Annotated in this window: 18 protein-coding genes; 10 read left to right on the plus strand and 8 right to left on the minus strand. The window is 66.4% G+C overall.

What is annotated here, in order from left to right; genetic code table 11:
* Window positions 1-153 precede the first annotated feature (153 nt).
* A complete protein-coding gene (locus tag JT1_RS11545; RefSeq protein WP_007928758.1) occupies window positions 154-741 on the minus strand; it encodes a recombinase family protein in 588 nt (195 codons plus the stop codon).
* A 221-nt stretch (window positions 742-962) separates the two neighbouring features.
* Window positions 963-2,363, minus strand: a complete 1,401-nt coding sequence (gene merA, locus JT1_RS11550; protein ID WP_017838447.1) for a mercury(II) reductase — start codon at window positions 2,361-2,363, stop codon at window positions 963-965.
* Window positions 2,364-2,468: 105 nt separating this feature from the next.
* On the opposite strand from merA, the gene JT1_RS11555 reads away from it, so the two are divergent.
* The 5 genes from JT1_RS11555 to JT1_RS11575 all read left to right on the plus strand — a co-directional run bounded on the left by JT1_RS11555 (window position 2,469) and on the right by JT1_RS11575 (window position 5,645).
* Window positions 2,469-2,858: a heavy metal-responsive transcriptional regulator gene (locus JT1_RS11555; protein WP_007928756.1), complete on the plus strand. Its 390-nt coding sequence runs from the start codon at window positions 2,469-2,471 to the stop codon at window positions 2,856-2,858.
* A gap of 289 nt (window positions 2,859-3,147) precedes the next feature.
* A complete protein-coding gene (locus tag JT1_RS11560; protein WP_068326490.1) occupies window positions 3,148-3,552 on the plus strand; it encodes a four-helix bundle copper-binding protein in 405 nt (134 codons plus the stop codon).
* Between the two features lie 310 nt (window positions 3,553-3,862).
* Entirely contained in the window at window positions 3,863-4,483 is a 621-nt protein-coding gene (locus JT1_RS11565; RefSeq protein ID WP_068326493.1) for a DUF4396 domain-containing protein, read from the plus strand.
* Window positions 4,484-4,533: 50 nt separating this feature from the next.
* On the plus strand, window positions 4,534-4,899 hold the full coding sequence (locus tag JT1_RS11570) for an ArsR/SmtB family transcription factor (RefSeq protein ID WP_240312410.1): 366 nt from the start codon (window positions 4,534-4,536) through the stop codon (window positions 4,897-4,899).
* Window positions 4,896-5,645, plus strand: a complete 750-nt coding sequence (locus tag JT1_RS11575; RefSeq protein WP_218005596.1) for a DUF305 domain-containing protein — start codon at window positions 4,896-4,898, stop codon at window positions 5,643-5,645. The genes JT1_RS11570 and JT1_RS11575 overlap by 4 nt, the downstream gene beginning before the upstream one ends.
* Window positions 5,646-5,938: 293 nt before the next feature.
* Here the strand turns inward: JT1_RS11575 and JT1_RS11580 are convergent.
* A protein-coding gene (locus JT1_RS11580; RefSeq protein WP_169701965.1) for an IS3 family transposase occupies window positions 5,939-7,131 on the minus strand; the annotation gives its coding sequence in 2 pieces (ribosomal slippage) (window positions 5,939-6,844 and window positions 6,847-7,131; 1,191 coding nt in all).
* Between JT1_RS11580 and JT1_RS17900 the strand changes: the two genes are divergently transcribed.
* Window positions 7,024-7,386 carry a DUF2188 domain-containing protein gene (locus JT1_RS17900; RefSeq protein WP_255218316.1) on the plus strand — a complete coding sequence of 121 codons (363 nt, stop codon included), beginning with the start codon at window positions 7,024-7,026 and terminating at the stop codon, window positions 7,384-7,386. The genes JT1_RS11580 and JT1_RS17900 overlap by 108 nt on opposite strands.
* A gap of 96 nt (window positions 7,387-7,482) precedes the next feature.
* On the opposite strand, the gene JT1_RS11590 is transcribed toward JT1_RS17900, so the two are convergent.
* Both JT1_RS11590 and JT1_RS11595 read right to left on the minus strand, forming a co-directional pair.
* On the minus strand, window positions 7,483-8,202 hold the full coding sequence (locus tag JT1_RS11590; RefSeq protein ID WP_169701966.1) for a GAF and ANTAR domain-containing protein: 720 nt from the start codon (window positions 8,200-8,202) through the stop codon (window positions 7,483-7,485).
* A gap of 178 nt (window positions 8,203-8,380) precedes the next feature.
* A complete protein-coding gene (locus JT1_RS11595) occupies window positions 8,381-9,175 on the minus strand; it encodes an MBL fold metallo-hydrolase (RefSeq protein ID WP_068326504.1) in 795 nt (264 codons plus the stop codon).
* 707 nt (window positions 9,176-9,882) lie between these two features.
* Here JT1_RS11595 and JT1_RS11600 point away from each other — a divergent pair.
* Together JT1_RS11600 and JT1_RS18715 are read left to right on the plus strand one after the other, a co-directional pair.
* The gene (locus JT1_RS11600) at window positions 9,883-11,058 is read left to right on the plus strand and encodes a zinc-dependent alcohol dehydrogenase (protein ID WP_068326507.1); all 1,176 of its coding nucleotides are present in this window, start codon (window positions 9,883-9,885) and stop codon (window positions 11,056-11,058) included.
* Window positions 11,059-11,266: 208 nt separating this feature from the next.
* Window positions 11,267-11,593 (plus strand): hypothetical protein, encoded by a 327-nt coding sequence (locus JT1_RS18715; protein WP_068326511.1) that lies wholly within the window; start codon window positions 11,267-11,269, stop codon window positions 11,591-11,593.
* 430 nt (window positions 11,594-12,023) lie between these two features.
* Here the strand turns inward: JT1_RS18715 and JT1_RS11610 are convergent, their stop codons facing one another.
* A complete protein-coding gene (locus JT1_RS11610; RefSeq protein WP_068326513.1) occupies window positions 12,024-13,214 on the minus strand; it encodes an MFS transporter in 1,191 nt (396 codons plus the stop codon).
* 177 nt (window positions 13,215-13,391) lie between these two features.
* On the opposite strand from JT1_RS11610, the gene JT1_RS11615 reads away from it, so the two are divergent.
* On the plus strand, window positions 13,392-13,778 hold the full coding sequence (locus JT1_RS11615) for a heavy metal-responsive transcriptional regulator (RefSeq protein WP_068326516.1): 387 nt from the start codon (window positions 13,392-13,394) through the stop codon (window positions 13,776-13,778).
* Window positions 13,779-14,219: 441 nt separating this feature from the next.
* Here the strand turns inward: JT1_RS11615 and JT1_RS11620 are convergent, their stop codons facing one another.
* Together JT1_RS11620 and JT1_RS11625 are read right to left on the minus strand one after the other, a co-directional pair.
* Window positions 14,220-15,338 carry a sensor histidine kinase gene (locus tag JT1_RS11620; RefSeq protein WP_068326519.1) on the minus strand — a complete coding sequence of 373 codons (1,119 nt, stop codon included), beginning with the start codon at window positions 15,336-15,338 and terminating at the stop codon, window positions 14,220-14,222.
* Window positions 15,335-16,030, minus strand: coding sequence for a response regulator (locus JT1_RS11625; RefSeq protein WP_068326522.1), 696 nt, complete (start codon window positions 16,028-16,030; stop codon window positions 15,335-15,337). The genes JT1_RS11620 and JT1_RS11625 overlap by 4 nt, the downstream gene beginning before the upstream one ends.
* Window positions 16,031-16,217: 187 nt before the next feature.
* Here JT1_RS11625 and JT1_RS11630 point away from each other — a divergent pair, with 187 nt between their 5' ends.
* Window positions 16,218-16,451, plus strand: coding sequence for an SHOCT domain-containing protein (locus JT1_RS11630; RefSeq protein WP_068326527.1), 234 nt, complete (start codon window positions 16,218-16,220; stop codon window positions 16,449-16,451).
* Window positions 16,452-16,453: the final 2 nt, after the last annotated feature.

The raw sequence follows: 16,453 nt of genomic DNA on the forward strand, positions 1-16,453 counted from the left end.
GATTTCTATCTAAGATGCGAAGATTCTGGTTGGGCACACTCCGCCGCTGAGGCCGTGCGGCATGATGTCGCGTCCAGCCAAGGTGGTCGGCGCTACTGGCTGTCAAAGGCCGATGGCTCGTTGATATTCAGCCCTGGCGGGTATCTGGCGCGGTCAGGAGTCCTGTGACTGGGCGGTGGCGTTGTGGCGGTAGAACGTGGCGCGGGACCAGCCCACGAGTCGGGCCGCGTCTGTGGCGGTGCGTCCTTTGGCGCGTGCGTCGTTGACGATCGCGAGCTTCTCGGCGATCACGGCTGGCTCCACGCGGGGTCGCCCGAACTGGGTGCCGGAGGCTTTGGCTGCGGCGATGCCGGCATTGACCCGTTCTGTGATCAGCTCCCGCTCGTATTCAGCCAAGGTGGCGAGCATGTTCAGCATCAGCCGTCCACTGGTGGTGGCTGGGTCGATGCCGTCTTGGATGGAGCGGATGCCGATGCCGGACTCGCGCAGCAAGGTCACCGTGTTCAGCACGTCGATCAGTGAGCGTCCCAGCCGGTCCACTCGCCAGACCACGACCGTGTCTCCAGCGGTGGCGTACTCCAGGAGTCGGCGCATCCCTGGACGTTGCGCTGCGTTCTTGCTGCCCGAGGTGACGTCCGAGAAAACGTCCCGAGCCTCGACCCCGGCCGTGGTCAGCGCGTCCAACTGCAACTGCGCGTCCTGACTGGCCGTGCTGATCCTCGTGTACCCCAGAAGTCTCACCCACCCATCCTGCCTCAGAAACCCTTCCGGTGATGTCGTCTGAGACGTTTCTCGTCGAGACACTTTTCCGAGACACGCCTGCAGCCGCAGAACCGCGAGAGCTCGGTCCTCGGCAGCGACGTTAGATCGTGTCTCATCAACCTGTAGGTTTTTAAGGCACATTCACGGCGCCAGGCGGGCCGCCGCGGGAGCCCTCGTCCACCCCGCTGGGGCCGCGGGTTTCAGGCGCAGCATGACGTCGGCATCTGGTTTCGGAAGAGGCCGGCCACGATGCGCAGGCTTTCGCTCATGGTCAGGTACGGCGCCCAGGTGTCGGCCAGATCGTCGACGGTCATGCCGCTTTTGATGGCGTAGGTGGCCGCCAGCATGATCTCCCCGGCCCCGTCCGCCAGAGCGTGCACGCCCAGAACCTTGCCGCTCACGGCGTCGGCGACGAGCTTCACCGCCCCGCGGGTGTCGTGCTGGACGAGCGCCCGGGGGACATCGGACAGGTCCAGGACGCGGCAGTCGCACGCGTGCCCTCGGGTGAGGGCCTCGTCCTCGGTCAACCCCGCCGAGGCCAGCTGGGGCCGGGTGAACACGACCGCAGGAAAGCCGGCGTAGTCGACCCGAGCTGCCGGCGGGTACCTGTCCTCGGTCAGGGCGTTGAGCGCGGCGGCCCGACCGCCGGCGGCGGCGGCGTAGACGTACTGGGGAGCCCCCGAGACGTCACCGGCGGCCCAGACGCGCGGGTTGGAGGTGCGCTGGGTCTGGTCGACCACGACGAAGCCGCGCTCGTCCACGTCCACACCGGCAGCGGCCAGGTTCAGGCCGTCGGTGCGGGGCAGGCGTCCGGTGGCCACCAGGACCTGCGCGCCGCGCACCTGTTCGCCCGAGTCCGTGGTCACCACCACCTCTCCTGCGGGGCCTGGTTCGCGGGCCACAGTGGTCGCGCGCTCTTCGACCACGGTGATGCCGTCGTCGGTGAAGACTTCCCGAAGTCTCTGGGCCAGCTCCGGCTCGGCGTGCGGCGCCAGACGCCCGACCACAGAGACCCGGGTGCCGAGGTGAGCGAACAGCTGGGCCTGCTCCATCCCGACGTACCCGCCACCGATAACGACCAGGGACTCAGGCAGCTCGGTCAGCTGCATCGCGGTGGTGGACGTCAGCCGGTCCACAGAGTCGAGACCGACCACCTCCGGGATGGCGGGGGTGGCACCGGTGGCGACCAGATAGGCCCGGGCCCGCAGCGCCTGGCCGTCGACGGCCAGGGTGTCCCCGTCCAGGAAGCTGGCCTGGCCTGGGCGGACCTGGAAGCCGTAGGCAGCGGCCACATCGGCGTACTTCGCATCACGCAGGCGCTCGATGAGTGCGTCCTTCTGGGCCACCAGATCGCCGAGGTTCACCGGTGCGGCTGACGTTGGGGCACCTTTGAAGGGATTGGTGAGCGCGGCGTGCCGGGCCCCGGCGGCCGCCAGGAGCGTCTTGGACGGCACGCAGCCGATGTTCACGCACGTCCCGCCCAGAACACCGCGCTCAACCAGCACGACGCTCTTACCGGCCTGGCTGGCCGCGATGGCGGCGGACATCGCCGCGCCTCCTGAGCCGATCACGGCCAGATCGACGTCGTAGTCCACACCCATTTGCCCACCTTCCTTCGCGTGACCCCTCTTCAGCGTCCATAGTGGACGTTCCAGCGCAGGGGAAGGTCAAGGCGAACATGGACGAGAGCCGAGAAAGGGGCCACTGTGCGCATCGGTGAGTTGGCCGTGGCCAGCGGCACCACAACCAAGACGCTGCGCTTCTACGAAGAAGCCGGCCTACTACCTGCGCCTGAGCGCACCGCCAACGGATACCGCGACTACACCCCTGCGGCCCTGGCGCGCCTGGACTTCGTTCGCCGCGGCCGCACCGCTGGGCTCACCCTGGCCCAGATTCGCGAGATCCTCGACATCCGCGACGCCGGAGTCGCACCCTGCCAGCACGTGCACGCCCTGCTCGAAGCCCACCTGGGCGACCTGGACCGCCAAATCGCCGACCTGCAAGCACTGCGACACACCGTCGCGCACCTTCACCACAGTGCCACCACCAGCGACCCCACCAAATGCGACACCACGACCGTCTGCCGCTATCTGTGACCAGACCGGTGCTCGCGTGTATCGCCATGAGCAGATGCCGCCACAGAGCGTCGACAGAACCCCGCCATATAACGGCGAAAGCCACATCGAATCGGTGAGCGGTCGCACTGGGCGTGGTGTCGCGGTTGACGATCGCCTACGCGACGGTGACGGTGGCGTGCTGTCCAGGACCGCCGTTAAATACCCGTACGGTTGTGCGGGTAAATGGGCGGCAACCTGGGTACGGTCCAAGGAACGACGCGTGTCCAGGTCGCCACCGGAGCGGCTCACGCGTCGACGAGGAGGACAGATGAAGCACCAGGAGATGCTGAGGACCTACCCGGGAGACGTCGGGACCATCGACCAAGAGAAGCTCGCGGCGTGCATCGCCGCGTGCTTCGAGTGTGCTCAGGTGTGCACGGCGTGCGCCGACGCGTGCCTGGCCGAGGACATGGTGACCGAGCTCCGTTCGTGCATCCGCAACAACCTCGACTGTGCCGACGTCTGCGCGGCAACGGGAGCTGTTCTCTCGCGCCAGACCGCGGGTGACGCCAACGTTGTTCGCACAATCCTGGAGGCCTGCGCGGCCGCGTGCAAGGCATGTGGCGACGAGTGCGCCGAGCACGGTGACCAGCACGAGCACTGCGCGGTGTGCGCCGAGGCATGCCGCCAGTGCGAGAACGCCTGCCGCGAGCTGCTCGCCGCACTGAGCTGACCAGCGGGTCGTTCGGCGGCCCGCTGCCCCAGGCAGGCAGCGGGCCGCCCCCGGTCCAAGGCCTCACCGAACTCACCGAGTTGCTCGGAAAACGAGATCAAGCATGAGTCACCAACACGGAAACGACCACGAACGACCGACAGAGACGCAGTCGCACACGGGCCGCGCCGGTCCCGGTTCCATCATGCGTGGGGCGGGCGACCATGCCGGACAGCACACGGACAGCGGCGACCACGGCGACCACGGCAGTCGAAGCGAACACGGGGGTCATGACGGGCACGGTGGGCATGCGGATTCCGGCGGCAGGGCCATGGCCGCTAGTGCCACGCTGCACTGTCTGTCTGGATGTGCGGTGGGTGAGATCAGCGGCCTGATGATCGGCACCGCGATCGGCCTGAGCACGGGGTGGACGATCGCGCTCGCGGTCGGTCTGGCGTTCTTCTTCGGCTACCTGCTCTCCACCCTGCCGCTGGTGAAGACCGGTCTCGGGTTGGGGGCGGCGCTGAGCGTCGTGTTCGCGGCCGACACGCTCTCCATCGCCGTCATGGAGATCGTCGACAACGCCGTCATGGCGCTCATCCCGAACGCCATGGACGCGGGGTTGGTGAACTGGGTCTTCTGGGTCGGCATGGCCATCGCCCTCACCGTCGCGTTCTTCGCCGCATACCCGGTCAACCGGTACCTGCTCCAGCGCGGCAAGGGACATGCCCTCACCCACCAGTACCACCACGGTGCCGGCGGCGCGGTCACCGGCGCCCGCCGGTACATCCCCACGTTCTCGACGCCTACCCTGGTCGCCGTCATCGCGGCCTTCATGCTCGGCGGCCTCGTCGTCTCGATCGCCGCGGAAGGCGAGTCGACTGCGGGCGGCGCGGGGCACGCCGCCGCGCCCGGTGACGCTCCGGCTTCGGAAGGGGGTGGAGCGTCTTGATGGACCAGGCCGGGACCTCGGATCACCGGCATCCCGTCGACCCGGAACGCGTGGCGAGAGCCCGCGCACGGGTTCCGACCGGTGAGGAGGGCGACCGGCTGACCGACGTGCTGTCGGTGATCGCCGACCCGACCAGGGCCAGGCTCCTGTACGCCCTCGACGTCGCCGAGGAGCTCTGCGTCGGCGACCTCTCCCTGGTCCTCTCGGCCAGCGAGGACGCCGTGTCCTACGGGCTGCGGATCCTGCGCACCGCGGGACTCGTCACCCGACGCAAGGAAGGCAGGGTCGTCTACTACCGGCTCGCCGAGGGCTTCCCCGAACCACTACGAGAACACTGCCTGCACCAGCTCATCGAGATGACTCGCAGGCCCGTGGACGACGACCCAACACCGCAACCAGAAGGTGGCACACCATGAACAGCTCATCTCACGGAACCAACGACCAGCAGCACCAGGATGCCCCCAGCCACGACAACGGACATGACGGGGGACATGACGGCGGCGACGACCAGCAGATGAAGAAGAAGCACGAGCGCCAGATGTACCTGAAGTTCACCGCCATGATCGCCACCTCGGCTGCCGTGATGTTCGTGCTCATGTACAGCAGCGTCTACGACGTCGGGCACATCCACTACAGCCAGGAGCGGCTCTACATGGCGCTCACCTCCACCGGAGCGATGGCGCTGGTGATGCTCGCGTTCATGGCCACGATGATGTACAAGAAGCGGGCCCTGAACATCGTCATCGTGGTGGCGGCCCTCATCGTGGGTCTCGGCGCCTTCTACGCCTCCCGCACCCAGCTATTCATCGATGATGAGAGATACATGAAGGCAATGATCCCCCACCACTCGATCGCCATCCTCACCAGCGAACGCGCCGACATCGAAGACGTCCGGGTCCGACAGTTGGCCGACCAGATCATCAAGACCCAGCGACTCGAGATCAAGGAGATGGAGTGGCTGCTCGAGGACATCGAGGAGAACGGCCTCGCCACCACCGACGAAGAGGCGAAGACCCGCCCGATCCCCGACTTCGAGGCAACCGCCGCCGGCGATGCCTCCCAAGCTGACGATCGCCGGGTCACCGCGGCGCTGGAGCGCGTGCTCCGGCTCGGGTCCGCAGGATGGACGTCGAGCGCTGGGGTCGGGAGACCGGCCGACTAGCTTGGCGCTGTTCGTAAGACGATGCGCCCATTGCCTCCGACGAGCTCGGTCAGGCGGAGCGGCGGCGCCGAGGGTCAGTCGGAGTCCGTCGTCACCGTCTGCCACGACCGCAGCGGGTGCACTCAGCCCTGATCCACCACCCTCATCGGTGGATCAGGGCTGAGACGATGACGATGTCTTCCGTCTCTCCTATGGGACCCAAGGAAAGGAACTGCGATGGCTGAGAAGAAGAACATTCACACAGTGCCGACCAACGATGGAGGGACTGCTGCACGAACGGGTGACAGGTTGGGTCACGCAGCCTGAGTGGCGGGCGTGGTCATGATGGCTTCGTATTCAACAGGGGTCAATCGTCCGAGGCCGGCCTGGCGTCGGCGTCGGTGGTAGGTCCTCTCGATCCAGGTCACGATCGCGATCCGGAGCTCCTCGCGGGTGGCCCAGGCGCGGCGGTCGAGGACGTTCTTTTGGAGCAGTGAGAAGAAGCTCTCCATGGCCGCGTTGTCCCCGGCCGCACCGACGCGGCCCATGGATCCGACCATGCCGTGCCGGTTGAGTGCGTGGACGAATTTCCTGCTTCGAAATTGCGATCCTCTGTCCGTGTGAACCACACAGCCGGCCACGTCGCCGCGCCTGGCGACCGCGTTGTTCAGCGCCGCGACCGCCAGTCGCGACTTCATCCTCGAGTCGATCGAGTAGCCCACGATCCGGTTGGAGTAGACGTCCTTCATCGCGCAGACGTAGAGCTTGCCTTCCGCGGTCCAATGCTCCGTGATGTCCGACAGCCACAACTCGTTCGCGGCATCAGCCTTGAACTCGTGCCGGACGACGCCGTGCTTGTCGACCACGGCGCACAGGTCGTCGTGGACCGGTGGACCGGGCTTCTTCGCCTTGCCGTGCTTGGGCTTGCCGAACACCGACCACCACCCCAGCTGGGAACAGATCCGCCACGCGGTCCGCTCCGCCATCGCCTCACCTGCGATAGCGGCCTCGTCGACCAGGAACCGATACCCGAACTCCGGGTCGTCCTTGTGGGCGTCGAACAGCGCGTTGGCGCGGTAGGCCTCGACCAGTTCTGCGTCGGTGACCGGCGCCTGGAGCCAGCGGTAGTAGGGCTGGCGAGCGATCTTGAGTACCCGGCACGTCACCGTGACGGGGATCCCGTCGACGGCCAGCTCGCGGACGAGCGGGTACATCATTTTCCCGGCAGATTGGCCTGCGACAAGTAGGCAGCCGCCCGGCGCAGCACCTCGACTTCTTGCTCGAGGAGCCGGTTGCGCCGCTTCAACTCGCGTAGCTGGGCGTTCTGGTCCTCGGTCATCCCGGGCTTGGTGCCGTCTTCGACGTCGGCGGCGCGCATCCAGGAGTTCAACGTGGTCTGGTGGATCCCGAAGTCCTTCGCGATCTGCTCCAGCGGGGTCTTCGGATCCCGGCTCCTGGCGACACGAACAACGTCGTCACGGAACTCGCGGGGGTAGGGCTTGGGCACAGCGACATCCTCTCAAGCCTGCCCGTCGGGCAAGCCAGTTCAGTTGTCACCTATTCGTGCAGCAGTCCCGGATGGGCAAACCGTCGTGAGGACGCAGAGCGCGCATCGAGCACCCACGCCACGAAAGCCGAAGCGCAAGAGGCAGGCCGTGCGGCGGCTAAGAAGGATGGCGTGGAGCATCTCGTGCACAAGAAGGACGGCACGATTGGGGAACGCAACTCGTATGGCAACGACCCCAACCCGCCGAAGGGCTGAGCACGCAGGGTCATCGTCTTGCGCTCGTTCACCTTGGGCCCCGACCGGGGCGGCGATGGAGGTCTGACGGGCTGTAGTGCCTGTCAGGCCTTCCGGTCACGAGTCTCGCTCGGGGCCCGTTCCGGGGAGGCTGTACTTGGTGTTGGCGATGTCGATGATTTCTTGCGCGATGTCGCGAATCTTGATGTTGCTGGTCGTGGAAACTCTCACGAGGAACTGGAAGGCGCGTTCCTCGTTGATCTCGTACCGCTCCATCACGAGCCCTATGGCTTGGCCGATCGTCTTGCGGGTGGTCAGGCTTTCGTTGAGTTGGTCCTCCCGCCGGGCGCGACCGAGGGCTGCGGCCGCGTGGGTCGCGAACAGCTCAGCGGTGTGGACGACGTCAGGGTCGATGTGGTCGGTCTCGGTGGCGTAGAGGTTGAGCCCGCCGAGCGTCTCTTCGTCCATGTACAACCGCAGGCCCAACTGGGCCTTGACCCCCATGCGCACGGCACGAGGTACGAAATTCGGCCATCGTTGCTCGTGGCGCAGGTCGTTGGCCAGCGTGACCGGCTCGTCTTCGATGGCGTGCAGGCAGGGTCCCTCGCCGAGGGAGTACTGCAGTGCGTCGAGCTCCCACACCAGCTGATCAGTGCCGGCCTTGGTCTCGACCTCCCCCTTGCGGGTGACGATCGAGATCCCGACGTGGTCGATCCCTGGCAGCGAGCGGGCGGCGGCGACCACGATGCTGTCGAGGGTGCCCTCCAGGTCCTGGGGGGTGTTGATGTCCCGAGCAGCTTGGGCGAGGGCATCCGCGATGGTGATCTGGTTCTCCATGGTGGCCTTCCAGAGGTAGACGAGAAGGCCGAACAACCCGACGACGAGATGTCAGGACGTGGTGTCCGATGTACGACCGATCAAACTGGAACCCAGCCCGACCGCACCAGCGTATCTGTCCTTCGGAGAAGAGATTGAGCGGCTCACCCCATCCTTTTCAGGGCTGGTGACCACGCGGTCACGGCGCGAGGGAGACCGTGGCTCCGCGCTCGACGAGCCGGAGCTCACCGGGGGGATCGACCGCTCGCCACCGGGCCACGAAATCGCTCAACGGTGACCGGAAGACGGTGTAGTCGTCGTAGTGCACAGGCACTGTCACGGCGGGCTCGAGGAGGTCGACCAACGAGATGCCCTGCTCGGCGTCCATGGTCACCAGCAGCCCGAGCGCACGTGTGCCCCCGAGGTGGATGACCATCGCGTCGAGCGGACCGAACCGATCAGTGACCTCACGCAGCCACGGTCGATACAGCGTGTCTCCCGTGATGTAGACCCGCAGCGACCGCCCGGCGCCCGCGACGCGATGCTCGAGCACACTGCCCATGACCGGCGGCAACAACCACGATGCCCATCCGGGTGTGTGCTCCCCCGGGGCAGAGTGCACTGTGAGCGTCTCACCGGCTTTGACGAGCTCACGTGACTGCCACGTCGCCATCGCCTCAGCCCCGGCAAACCCCCACGACTCCAGCCGCCGGGCGGCATGCGGCGTCGTCAGGATGGGCAGCGAGGTGTCCAGACTGCGCCGCGCGATCCGGTCGAAATGGTCGCCGTGCAGGTGAGAAAGCACCACGGCGTCCAGGCTCGGAAGATCCTCTGGACCAAGCGCGGGATCGGTCACCCGCTTCGAGAACAGTCCCTTGCCCAGATAGGCACGCTGTCCGTGATGGAGGAAATTCGGATCGGTGAGCAGAGTGAACTTCCCCAACCGGACCAGCGAGGTCGCTGTGCCGATGAACTCCAGGGTCGCAGTGGCCATGGACTCCTCCTCCGGGTCGACGATCCGTCTCGCACCCCTGCAGGCGTTGCCTGTTGATAGAGCACTCCACGTGGTTCCTTCTCCGACGCGAAGAGCCTATCCATGAGACCGCGAGACCGCACGGCTGAGGACGAGTCGGGCTCAACCCTTGAGGGTGGTCACGGCGACAGCTTCGCCGTGACGACCCTCTTCCTTCGCGTTGAACCACGTACCGGTGACGGCGGGCGCCGACAGCGAACTGACGCTCAGACCCCTGGTCGCAGTGGTGGACCGGCCGCGTGACGTCATCCGGGACGCACGCAAGGAGGCGAATCGGCACGTTCGCTCATTCGCTGGCGGGTGAGAGATGACCATCACCGCGCAACCATGGCCGCGTCGATCGTCCCCCGCAACAACTTGCGACTCAGAACTTGACGTCACTGAGTCGGTCACATCGGCCGAGGCGAGGGTGTGGCCAGGGAGGGTCATCGACACGTCCCTGTCAGCCATACCCCATCGTCGCCGTGCCACCGAAACCACGGAAGATTTCGCGGGGAAAACCATGTGAGGCACGGCCCCTGCTACGCGGGGACTTTATGTGAGTCTCGTCGTTCTCTGGCGGTGAACACGCGCCTGCGCCTAAAATGGCGTGAGTAGGGTCGTTGCGACCGATCAGATCAGCAGGCTGTCGTTCCGGTCGGGGCGGCGGCCCTCGGAGAGGAGGACGCATGAAGGCTTTGACTTGGCAGGCGAAGCGGACGGTGAGTGTGGAGGAGGTCCCGGATCCGGTTATCCAGGAGCCCACGGACGCGATCGTGCGGATCACCTCGTCCGCGATCTGCGGTTCGGATCTGCACCTGTACGAGGTGCTCACCCCGTTCATGGATAAGGGCGACATCATCGGCCACGAGCCCATGGGCATCGTGGAGGAGGTCGGCTCCGCCGTCACCCAGATCAAGGCCGGGGACCGCGTGGTGATTCCCTTCAACGTCTCCTGCGGCCACTGCTTCATGTGTAGGCAGGGCCTGCAGTCCCAGTGCGAGACCACCCAGGTCCGGGAGTACAACAGCGGTGCAGTCTTCCTGGGATACTCCCGCCTCTACGGTTCAGTGCCCGGCGGGCAGGCCGAGTACCTGCGCGTCCCGCACGCGGACTACGGACCCATCAAGGTCCCCAACACCGGTGAGGACGAACGCTACCTGTACCTCTCCGACGTGGTGCCCACCGCTTGGCAGGCCGTACAGTACGCCGCGCCCCCTCAGGGCGGTTCCCTGGCCGTGCTGGGCCTGGGCCCGATCGGCCAGATGTCCGCCCGGATCGGCCGCCACCTGGGCTACCGGGTACTCGCGGTGGACCCGGTCGCCGAGCGGCGTGCCATGGCCGAGCGCCACGGCATCGAGACGCTGGACTCGTCCGGCGAGGTGGCGGAGCAGCTGAAAGACCTCACCGACGGGCGCGGCCCGGACGCGGTGGTGGACGCGGTCGGGATGGAGGCCCACGGCTCCCCGGTGGCCGGGGCGGTCCACCAGGCGGTAGGGCTACTGCCCTCCGCGCTGGGACGCGAGGCGATGGAGACGGCCGGGGTGGACCGGCTCGATGCGCTGTACACCGCGATCGAGGCTGTCCGGCGAGGCGGGACGATCTCGATCAGCGGGGTGTACGGCGGCATGAAGGACCCCCTGCCGATGCTCACGATGTTCGATAAGCAGATCCAGCTGCGCATGGGCCAATGCAACGTGAAGCGGTGGACCGATGACCTCTTGCCGCTGGTCGATGACCCTTCAGACCCGCTCGGCGTCCTGGACCTCAAGACACACACCGCGTCCCTGGACGAGGCGCCGGAGATGTACGAGAAGTTCCAGAAGAAGGAGGACGGCTGCATCAAGGTTGTCCTCAAGCCCTAGCCTCCCAGTACGCGCCGGAGCCCGGTCTCCATCTCGAGACCGGGCACTGGCGTGTCTTGGGCCCGTCCGTGGCCCGCGCCCACACCGGGTGGCCGCGTGGTGCGTTCACCGTTCACGGCCAGCACCGGGGTCGATCGCACACAGCAGCGCAGGGGGGCGCGGGGATTCATCGGGCGAAGTCAGTGGCCGGAATAGTGCTCTGAGGGGCGTGTTGCCACGGATCCTCTACGCGGACATCGACCTTGCCATGATCGCGCTGGCAAAGCAGTCGGCCGACCCTGTCGGGCACTACGCTCGACCGGATGTCTACGCGCTGCACCTCAACACGGCGAACACCGCGCCTGCGTACGAGTGGCGTGAACCAGGAACCCTGGGGAGTCCGAGCCGCGATGACGGACAGCTGACGCCTGCGGCGGATACCGAAGGGCGCACGCTCATCGACGGTGCCCTTCGAATCGAGGCTCCCCACGGCACCGAGCTGCAGCCAGACGAGTCGACCGAACAGATTCTGGCCGACGTCGCAGGAGGCAAGTGATGACTCCTATCGAGACAGCGGTCGCACCGCACCTCCAGAGGGAGCGCACCTGCCCCTTCCGGCATCCGGCAGGGTTCGATCCGTCTTACCCGACCAAGGTCGCCCGATTCTCGCCCGACATCACCGAGGTGGTCATGCCCGTCGCTATGGCCTCATTTTCAAGCGTCGCCGACACGGCGATAGCCAGACGGAGCGCCGCACGCCGATCCCCTTGCGGGGCCAGGGCCAGCGGCCATGGCCCTGAGATGGTCAAGTAGCAGCTCCGCCGCGGTACTTTGCACGACGCCATCCGCGAGGGCCTTGTGCAATGTAGGCCGCGTGTCGTGTGCAGTCTTCGATGCATCTCGACAGCCCGGAACCTGACGTCACCGAGTCGGGCCCACCTATCCAGCCTCTGGCGCCGCGTGACTTGTCGGTGAACGAGATAGTCTCATTCATCGATATTGGTCGTTTGGCGTAGGCCGATCCATCCTGCGGTCGCCGCAGCGAGGAGGAGGGTGGCGCCGAGGTAGTAGACGGCGCGGATACCAAGCGTGTCGGCGAGCAGCCCGCCGGCTAGCAGGGACATGAGCCGACCGGACTGCCACAGCATGTCGAAGCCGGCGAACACTCTGCCACGCAGTTTCTCCGGGGTCTCGGTCTGGAGCAGGGAGTTGAAGGTCACGGCACCCGTGGAGGTGCCAATGCCATAGGCGAGTAGGGCGCTCATGGCGGCGACGAGGCCGGTCACGGTGGCGAGTACTGCATCGACGGCGGCCCGCAGGACGAAGGGTCCGAGGACGTAGACCGGGTGGCGCGGGTCGTCGGTCAGTCGGGACAACAGCAACGGGCCGAGGGCCGCACCAACCCCGATCGCGCCCAGTAGCAGCCCATAGTCACTAGGGCGCAGGGCCAAGTGCGCTCGAGCCAGCACGACGAGCAGAGCACCCGTGGCCCCCGCGGACAGCGCCGCCAAGAACTGGCCAGCGGCCAGGGCCCGCAGCAGCCGGTGCCCGGCCATGGCCGCAATCCCGGCGGTGGCATCGGCGTACCACGAGGTGCGCGTAGCCACCGCTGGCGCGGCAGGGATGGTCAGGCGTCGCAGGGCCAGCGCGGACAGCAGGTAGCTTACGGCGTTGATCCAGAACGCCCAGGTGTAGCCGAAGCTGACAACCACGATCCCAGCGAGGGGCGCGAGTACGACCTGCGAGATGACCGCGGCGGTCCACAGCCCGCTGTTGGCGGCGACCAGGTCCCGTTCGCGCACAATCGCGGGGAGAACGGACTGCGCGGCGGGGTTGAAGAACACCGCCGCCGCCGACAGGCCGACCGCGACTGCGTACACCGCGGCCACGTGCCCTTGGACGAAGGGCAGCGCGAAGGCCAACCCGGCGCGCATCAGGTCGGCGCCGATCATCACCGGGATCCGCGGCAGCCGGTCGACCACTGCGCCGGCGATCGGAGCCAACATGAGCACCGGGATGATCTCCGCGATCACCACGCCCGAGACGCCCAAGCCCGAACCGGTTAGGGAGTAGACAAGCAGAACCAGTGCGACAGTGTTGAACGCGTCTCCCCACTGCGAGACCGTCCGCGCCACCCACAGCCGCCGGTACCGCGCCTGCCGCAGCAGCGCTGTCACCGTTGTCCGCCTCGCCACTGTGGCCCCTTGCCCTCTCTGCTTCGTACCGCAGTCGCCGCTCATGCCCGCTGTCCGGTTCGAACTCGCGTAAGACACCCGAGCTCACGTAAGACACACTGGGGGTTCCAGTTAAGGGCAAGGTCAAGTCGAGGAAGTCGAGCACGTGGGGAGGCGGCAATGCTGATCGGAGAACTAGCTGCGGTGAGTGGCACGACGGCGAAGACGATCCGCTTCTATGAGGCCAACGCCCTGCTCCCCCGAGCCGCGCGTACTGCCAACGGCTACCGAAACTTCACCCCGGAGAGCATCGCCCGCCTGGACTTCATCCGCCGCGGGCGCGCCGCCGGTCTCGCCCTGGCGCAGATCCGCGAGGTCCTCCGGATCCGAGACGCCGGCGATGTCCCGTGCCAGCACGTCCAGGGCCTGCTCGCGGAGAGGCTGGCCGGCTTAGATGCTCAAATCACCGCCCTGCAGGACCTCCGTGACACGGTGTCCCAGTTGCACGACAGCGTTGCCGCGGGACCCGACCGCAGCGACTCCGTTCGAGTTTGCCGCTTCCTGTGACGGCACCGGTGCCCACCCGTGGCACGCCCGCAAGAGGAATGTCACCACACACCCATCACTGGCTGAGAATCGAACTCAGTAAGCCGAGCACCGTCCGCTCCCTCAAATCCAGCGGAGGGTGCCGTTAATCTGCAGGTCGCAGGCGCTGGAGAAGCGTCCCGGCCTTGCGTATGTGATCGTCGCCGTCGGCTTGCGGTGACGAAATCACGGGCCCTTGTCCCGCCTAATGATCCGCCGTACATCGTCTCTAGTCGAATGGTGGCGAGTGGTCGAAGGAGATCGGGAAGTGTTCCTTCATGCAGGAGCGGATCTGCTCGAGGATCTGCGGTGCGTGTCCGGATTCCGAAGCATGCGTCGTCAATCACCACGTGGGCGGAGATGACGGGCGGGCCCGTGGGTCATATGCAGCACTGCATCAGGATTTCGGCGAATTCGTTTCTTTCAGCGCACGAGCGGGAGGGAGATGGTGAAGCACGAGCCCTTGTCCAGGCCGGGGCTGGAAGCGGTGAGTCCTCCGCGATGGGCGTCGATGATGGCCTTGCTGATGGTGAGTCCGATGCCCGATCCTCGCCGGTCGTTTGTGCGTGCCGAGTCGCCGCGATAGAAGCGTTCAAATGCGTGCTGTACCTGGTCCGGGGTCATGCCGTCGCCGGTGTCGGTGACGGTGATGATGGCCTCATCGCCTTCGCGTCCCGCCGCAAGGGTGACTGTTCCACCCGCAGGGGTGTGCCTGTGTGCGTTGGTGAGGAGGTTGCTCATGACTTGGGCGAATCGGACCGGATCGACGAGGGTCTCGAGTCCTGTTGCCTTGCCAACGTCCAGGACCAAGTCGAGGCCCTTCTCGGAGTAGCTCTCACGCACCCCCCCGTAGGCCGCCCACAACAGGTCAGCAATCTTGTGGTGCTGGACGTCGAGGGCGAGGCGGCCTTCTTCGGCTGTGGAGACCGCGGTGATGTCCTCGGCCAGTCGCGCCAGCCGTTCCGTCTGAGCGGTCAACGCGAGCCGAGAGTCATCACCGAGTGCCACGACGCCGTCGTGGAGTCCCTCGTGGTAGGCGCTGAGGGTCGCGATCGGCGTGCGCAGTTCGTGGGCGAGGTCGGACAGCATCCTTCGTCGGGTGTCCTCGACCCCTTCCAGCCGGGCCGCCATCACGTTGAAGGCGCCGGCGAGGGTCTCCAGCTCTGTCCCCGCACCGACGTGTGGCACCCGGGTGGAGTAGTGGCCACGACTCAGTTCGCGGGCGGCGTCGGTCATCAACGCCAGCGGTTGGCGCAGCCGTCGGGCAAGGAACCAGGCCACCGCGGTGGCCCCCGTCAAAGAGATGAACAGGCTCACACCCAGGGCGATGAGCGACGCGTCCCGATAGGCCATCTCGATGTGGACCAGCTCGGGTGTGTTCTGCTGGTGCCCGGCCTGAAGGAGGTGGTCGTGGAAGATCGGGGGGCCGATGACCGCGGCGACGAGCCCAGCGGTCAGTGCCCCCGCAAGCAGTACCAGGATCTGTCCCACGAGCAACCGCGGCGCCAAGCCTCTGGAGAGTGTGTTGACGCGCTTGTTCATCCCGACCCCATCCGGTAACCGATGCCGCGCACCGTGGCGATGTAACGAGCCAGATCGGGGTTGTCTCCGAGCTTGCGTCGCAGGTGAGCGATGTGGACGTCGACCAGGTGCTCGTCGCCGACCCAGCCGCCACCCCAGACGTCCTCGATGAGCTGCGTGCGGGTGAAGGCCATCGAGGGTCGTTGGGCCATGGTCATCAGCAGATCCCGCTCTGTAGGGGTCAGCGACACTGGCTCCCCCTTCAGGTGAACCTGCTGCCCGAGCGGGTCGACCTGAAGATCGCCGAACACCCATGGGGTTGCCGCAGCGGTGGAGTTGCCGGGGTTCCCGCCCCGGGGGCGACGCAGGACCGTCTGGACGCGTGCCACCAGCTCGCGCACGCTGAAGGGTTTGGTGACGTAGTCGTCGGCGCCCACGGACAGGCCGATCAGGGTGTCCACCTCGTCCGTGCGGGCAGTGACGACGATGACGTAGCAGTCGCTGAAGGTGCGGATCTGGCGGCAGACCTCGATGCCGTCCAGTCCGGGTAGTCCCAGATCGAGGATCACCACGTCTGGGGACTGCTCTCGTGCTGCGTGCACTCCGGCAACGCCGTCGTTCTCCACGGCGGTCTGGTACCCGCTACGGGCGAGATAGGCGGCAATCATCTCAGCCAGCGTCTTCTCGTCCTCGATGACGAGCACCTTCGCCAACGGCTCAACAGGGGGTCGTGTGCTCACGACAGACAGTCTCGCCCGAGGGCCTCGCCGCGACAGACATCAGCGGTGAATTGACGACGATCTTCGTCAAACCTCAACGCGGAGACCACCAATCCATGACGTTCCTCCGAGAGTCTGTCCGTATGCCGGCTGAAGGTCGGCGCCAGGAAGGAGTCTCCCGATGATGTGGAACCAGGGCTGCGACATGATGTGGCTGGGCATGACCGCGGGGGTCCTCACCTTCTGGGTGATCGTCGTACTCGCCGTGCGTGCCCTCTTCCCCGGGCAGAAGAGGGCCGGCTCAGAGCCCCCTCGACCTGACGCCTTGACGCTTCTGGACGAAGGGCTGGCCCGCGGTGACCTGAGCGTCGATGAGTACGAGAAGCGACGTCATCTGATCATTCACGGCCGCTGACG

It is taken from the genome of Janibacter terrae NBRC 107853, assembly GCF_001591405.1.
GTDB lineage: Bacteria > Actinomycetota > Actinomycetes > Actinomycetales > Dermatophilaceae > Janibacter > Janibacter terrae.

Bases quoted from the DNA above. Each gene is read 5' to 3' on its own strand.
- merA (WP_017838447.1), bottom strand. From the start codon at position 2,363: ATGGGTGTGGACTACGACGTCGATCTGGCCGTGATCGGCTCAGGAGGC.
- JT1_RS11560 (WP_068326490.1), top strand. From the start codon at position 3,148: ATGAAGCACCAGGAGATGCTGAGGACCTACCCGGGAGACGTCGGGACC.
- JT1_RS11565 (WP_068326493.1), top strand. From the start codon at position 3,863: ATGGCCGCTAGTGCCACGCTGCACTGTCTGTCTGGATGTGCGGTGGGT.
- JT1_RS11575 (WP_218005596.1), top strand. From the start codon at position 4,896: ATGAACAGCTCATCTCACGGAACCAACGACCAGCAGCACCAGGATGCC.
- JT1_RS11590 (WP_169701966.1), bottom strand. From the start codon at position 8,202: ATGGAGAACCAGATCACCATCGCGGATGCCCTCGCCCAAGCTGCTCGG.
- JT1_RS11595 (WP_068326504.1), bottom strand. From the start codon at position 9,175: ATGGCCACTGCGACCCTGGAGTTCATCGGCACAGCGACCTCGCTGGTC.
- JT1_RS11600 (WP_068326507.1), top strand. From the start codon at position 9,883: ATGAAGGCTTTGACTTGGCAGGCGAAGCGGACGGTGAGTGTGGAGGAG.
- JT1_RS11615 (WP_068326516.1), top strand. From the start codon at position 13,392: ATGCTGATCGGAGAACTAGCTGCGGTGAGTGGCACGACGGCGAAGACG.
- JT1_RS11620 (WP_068326519.1), bottom strand. From the start codon at position 15,338: ATGAACAAGCGCGTCAACACACTCTCCAGAGGCTTGGCGCCGCGGTTG.
- JT1_RS11630 (WP_068326527.1), top strand. From the start codon at position 16,218: ATGATGTGGAACCAGGGCTGCGACATGATGTGGCTGGGCATGACCGCG.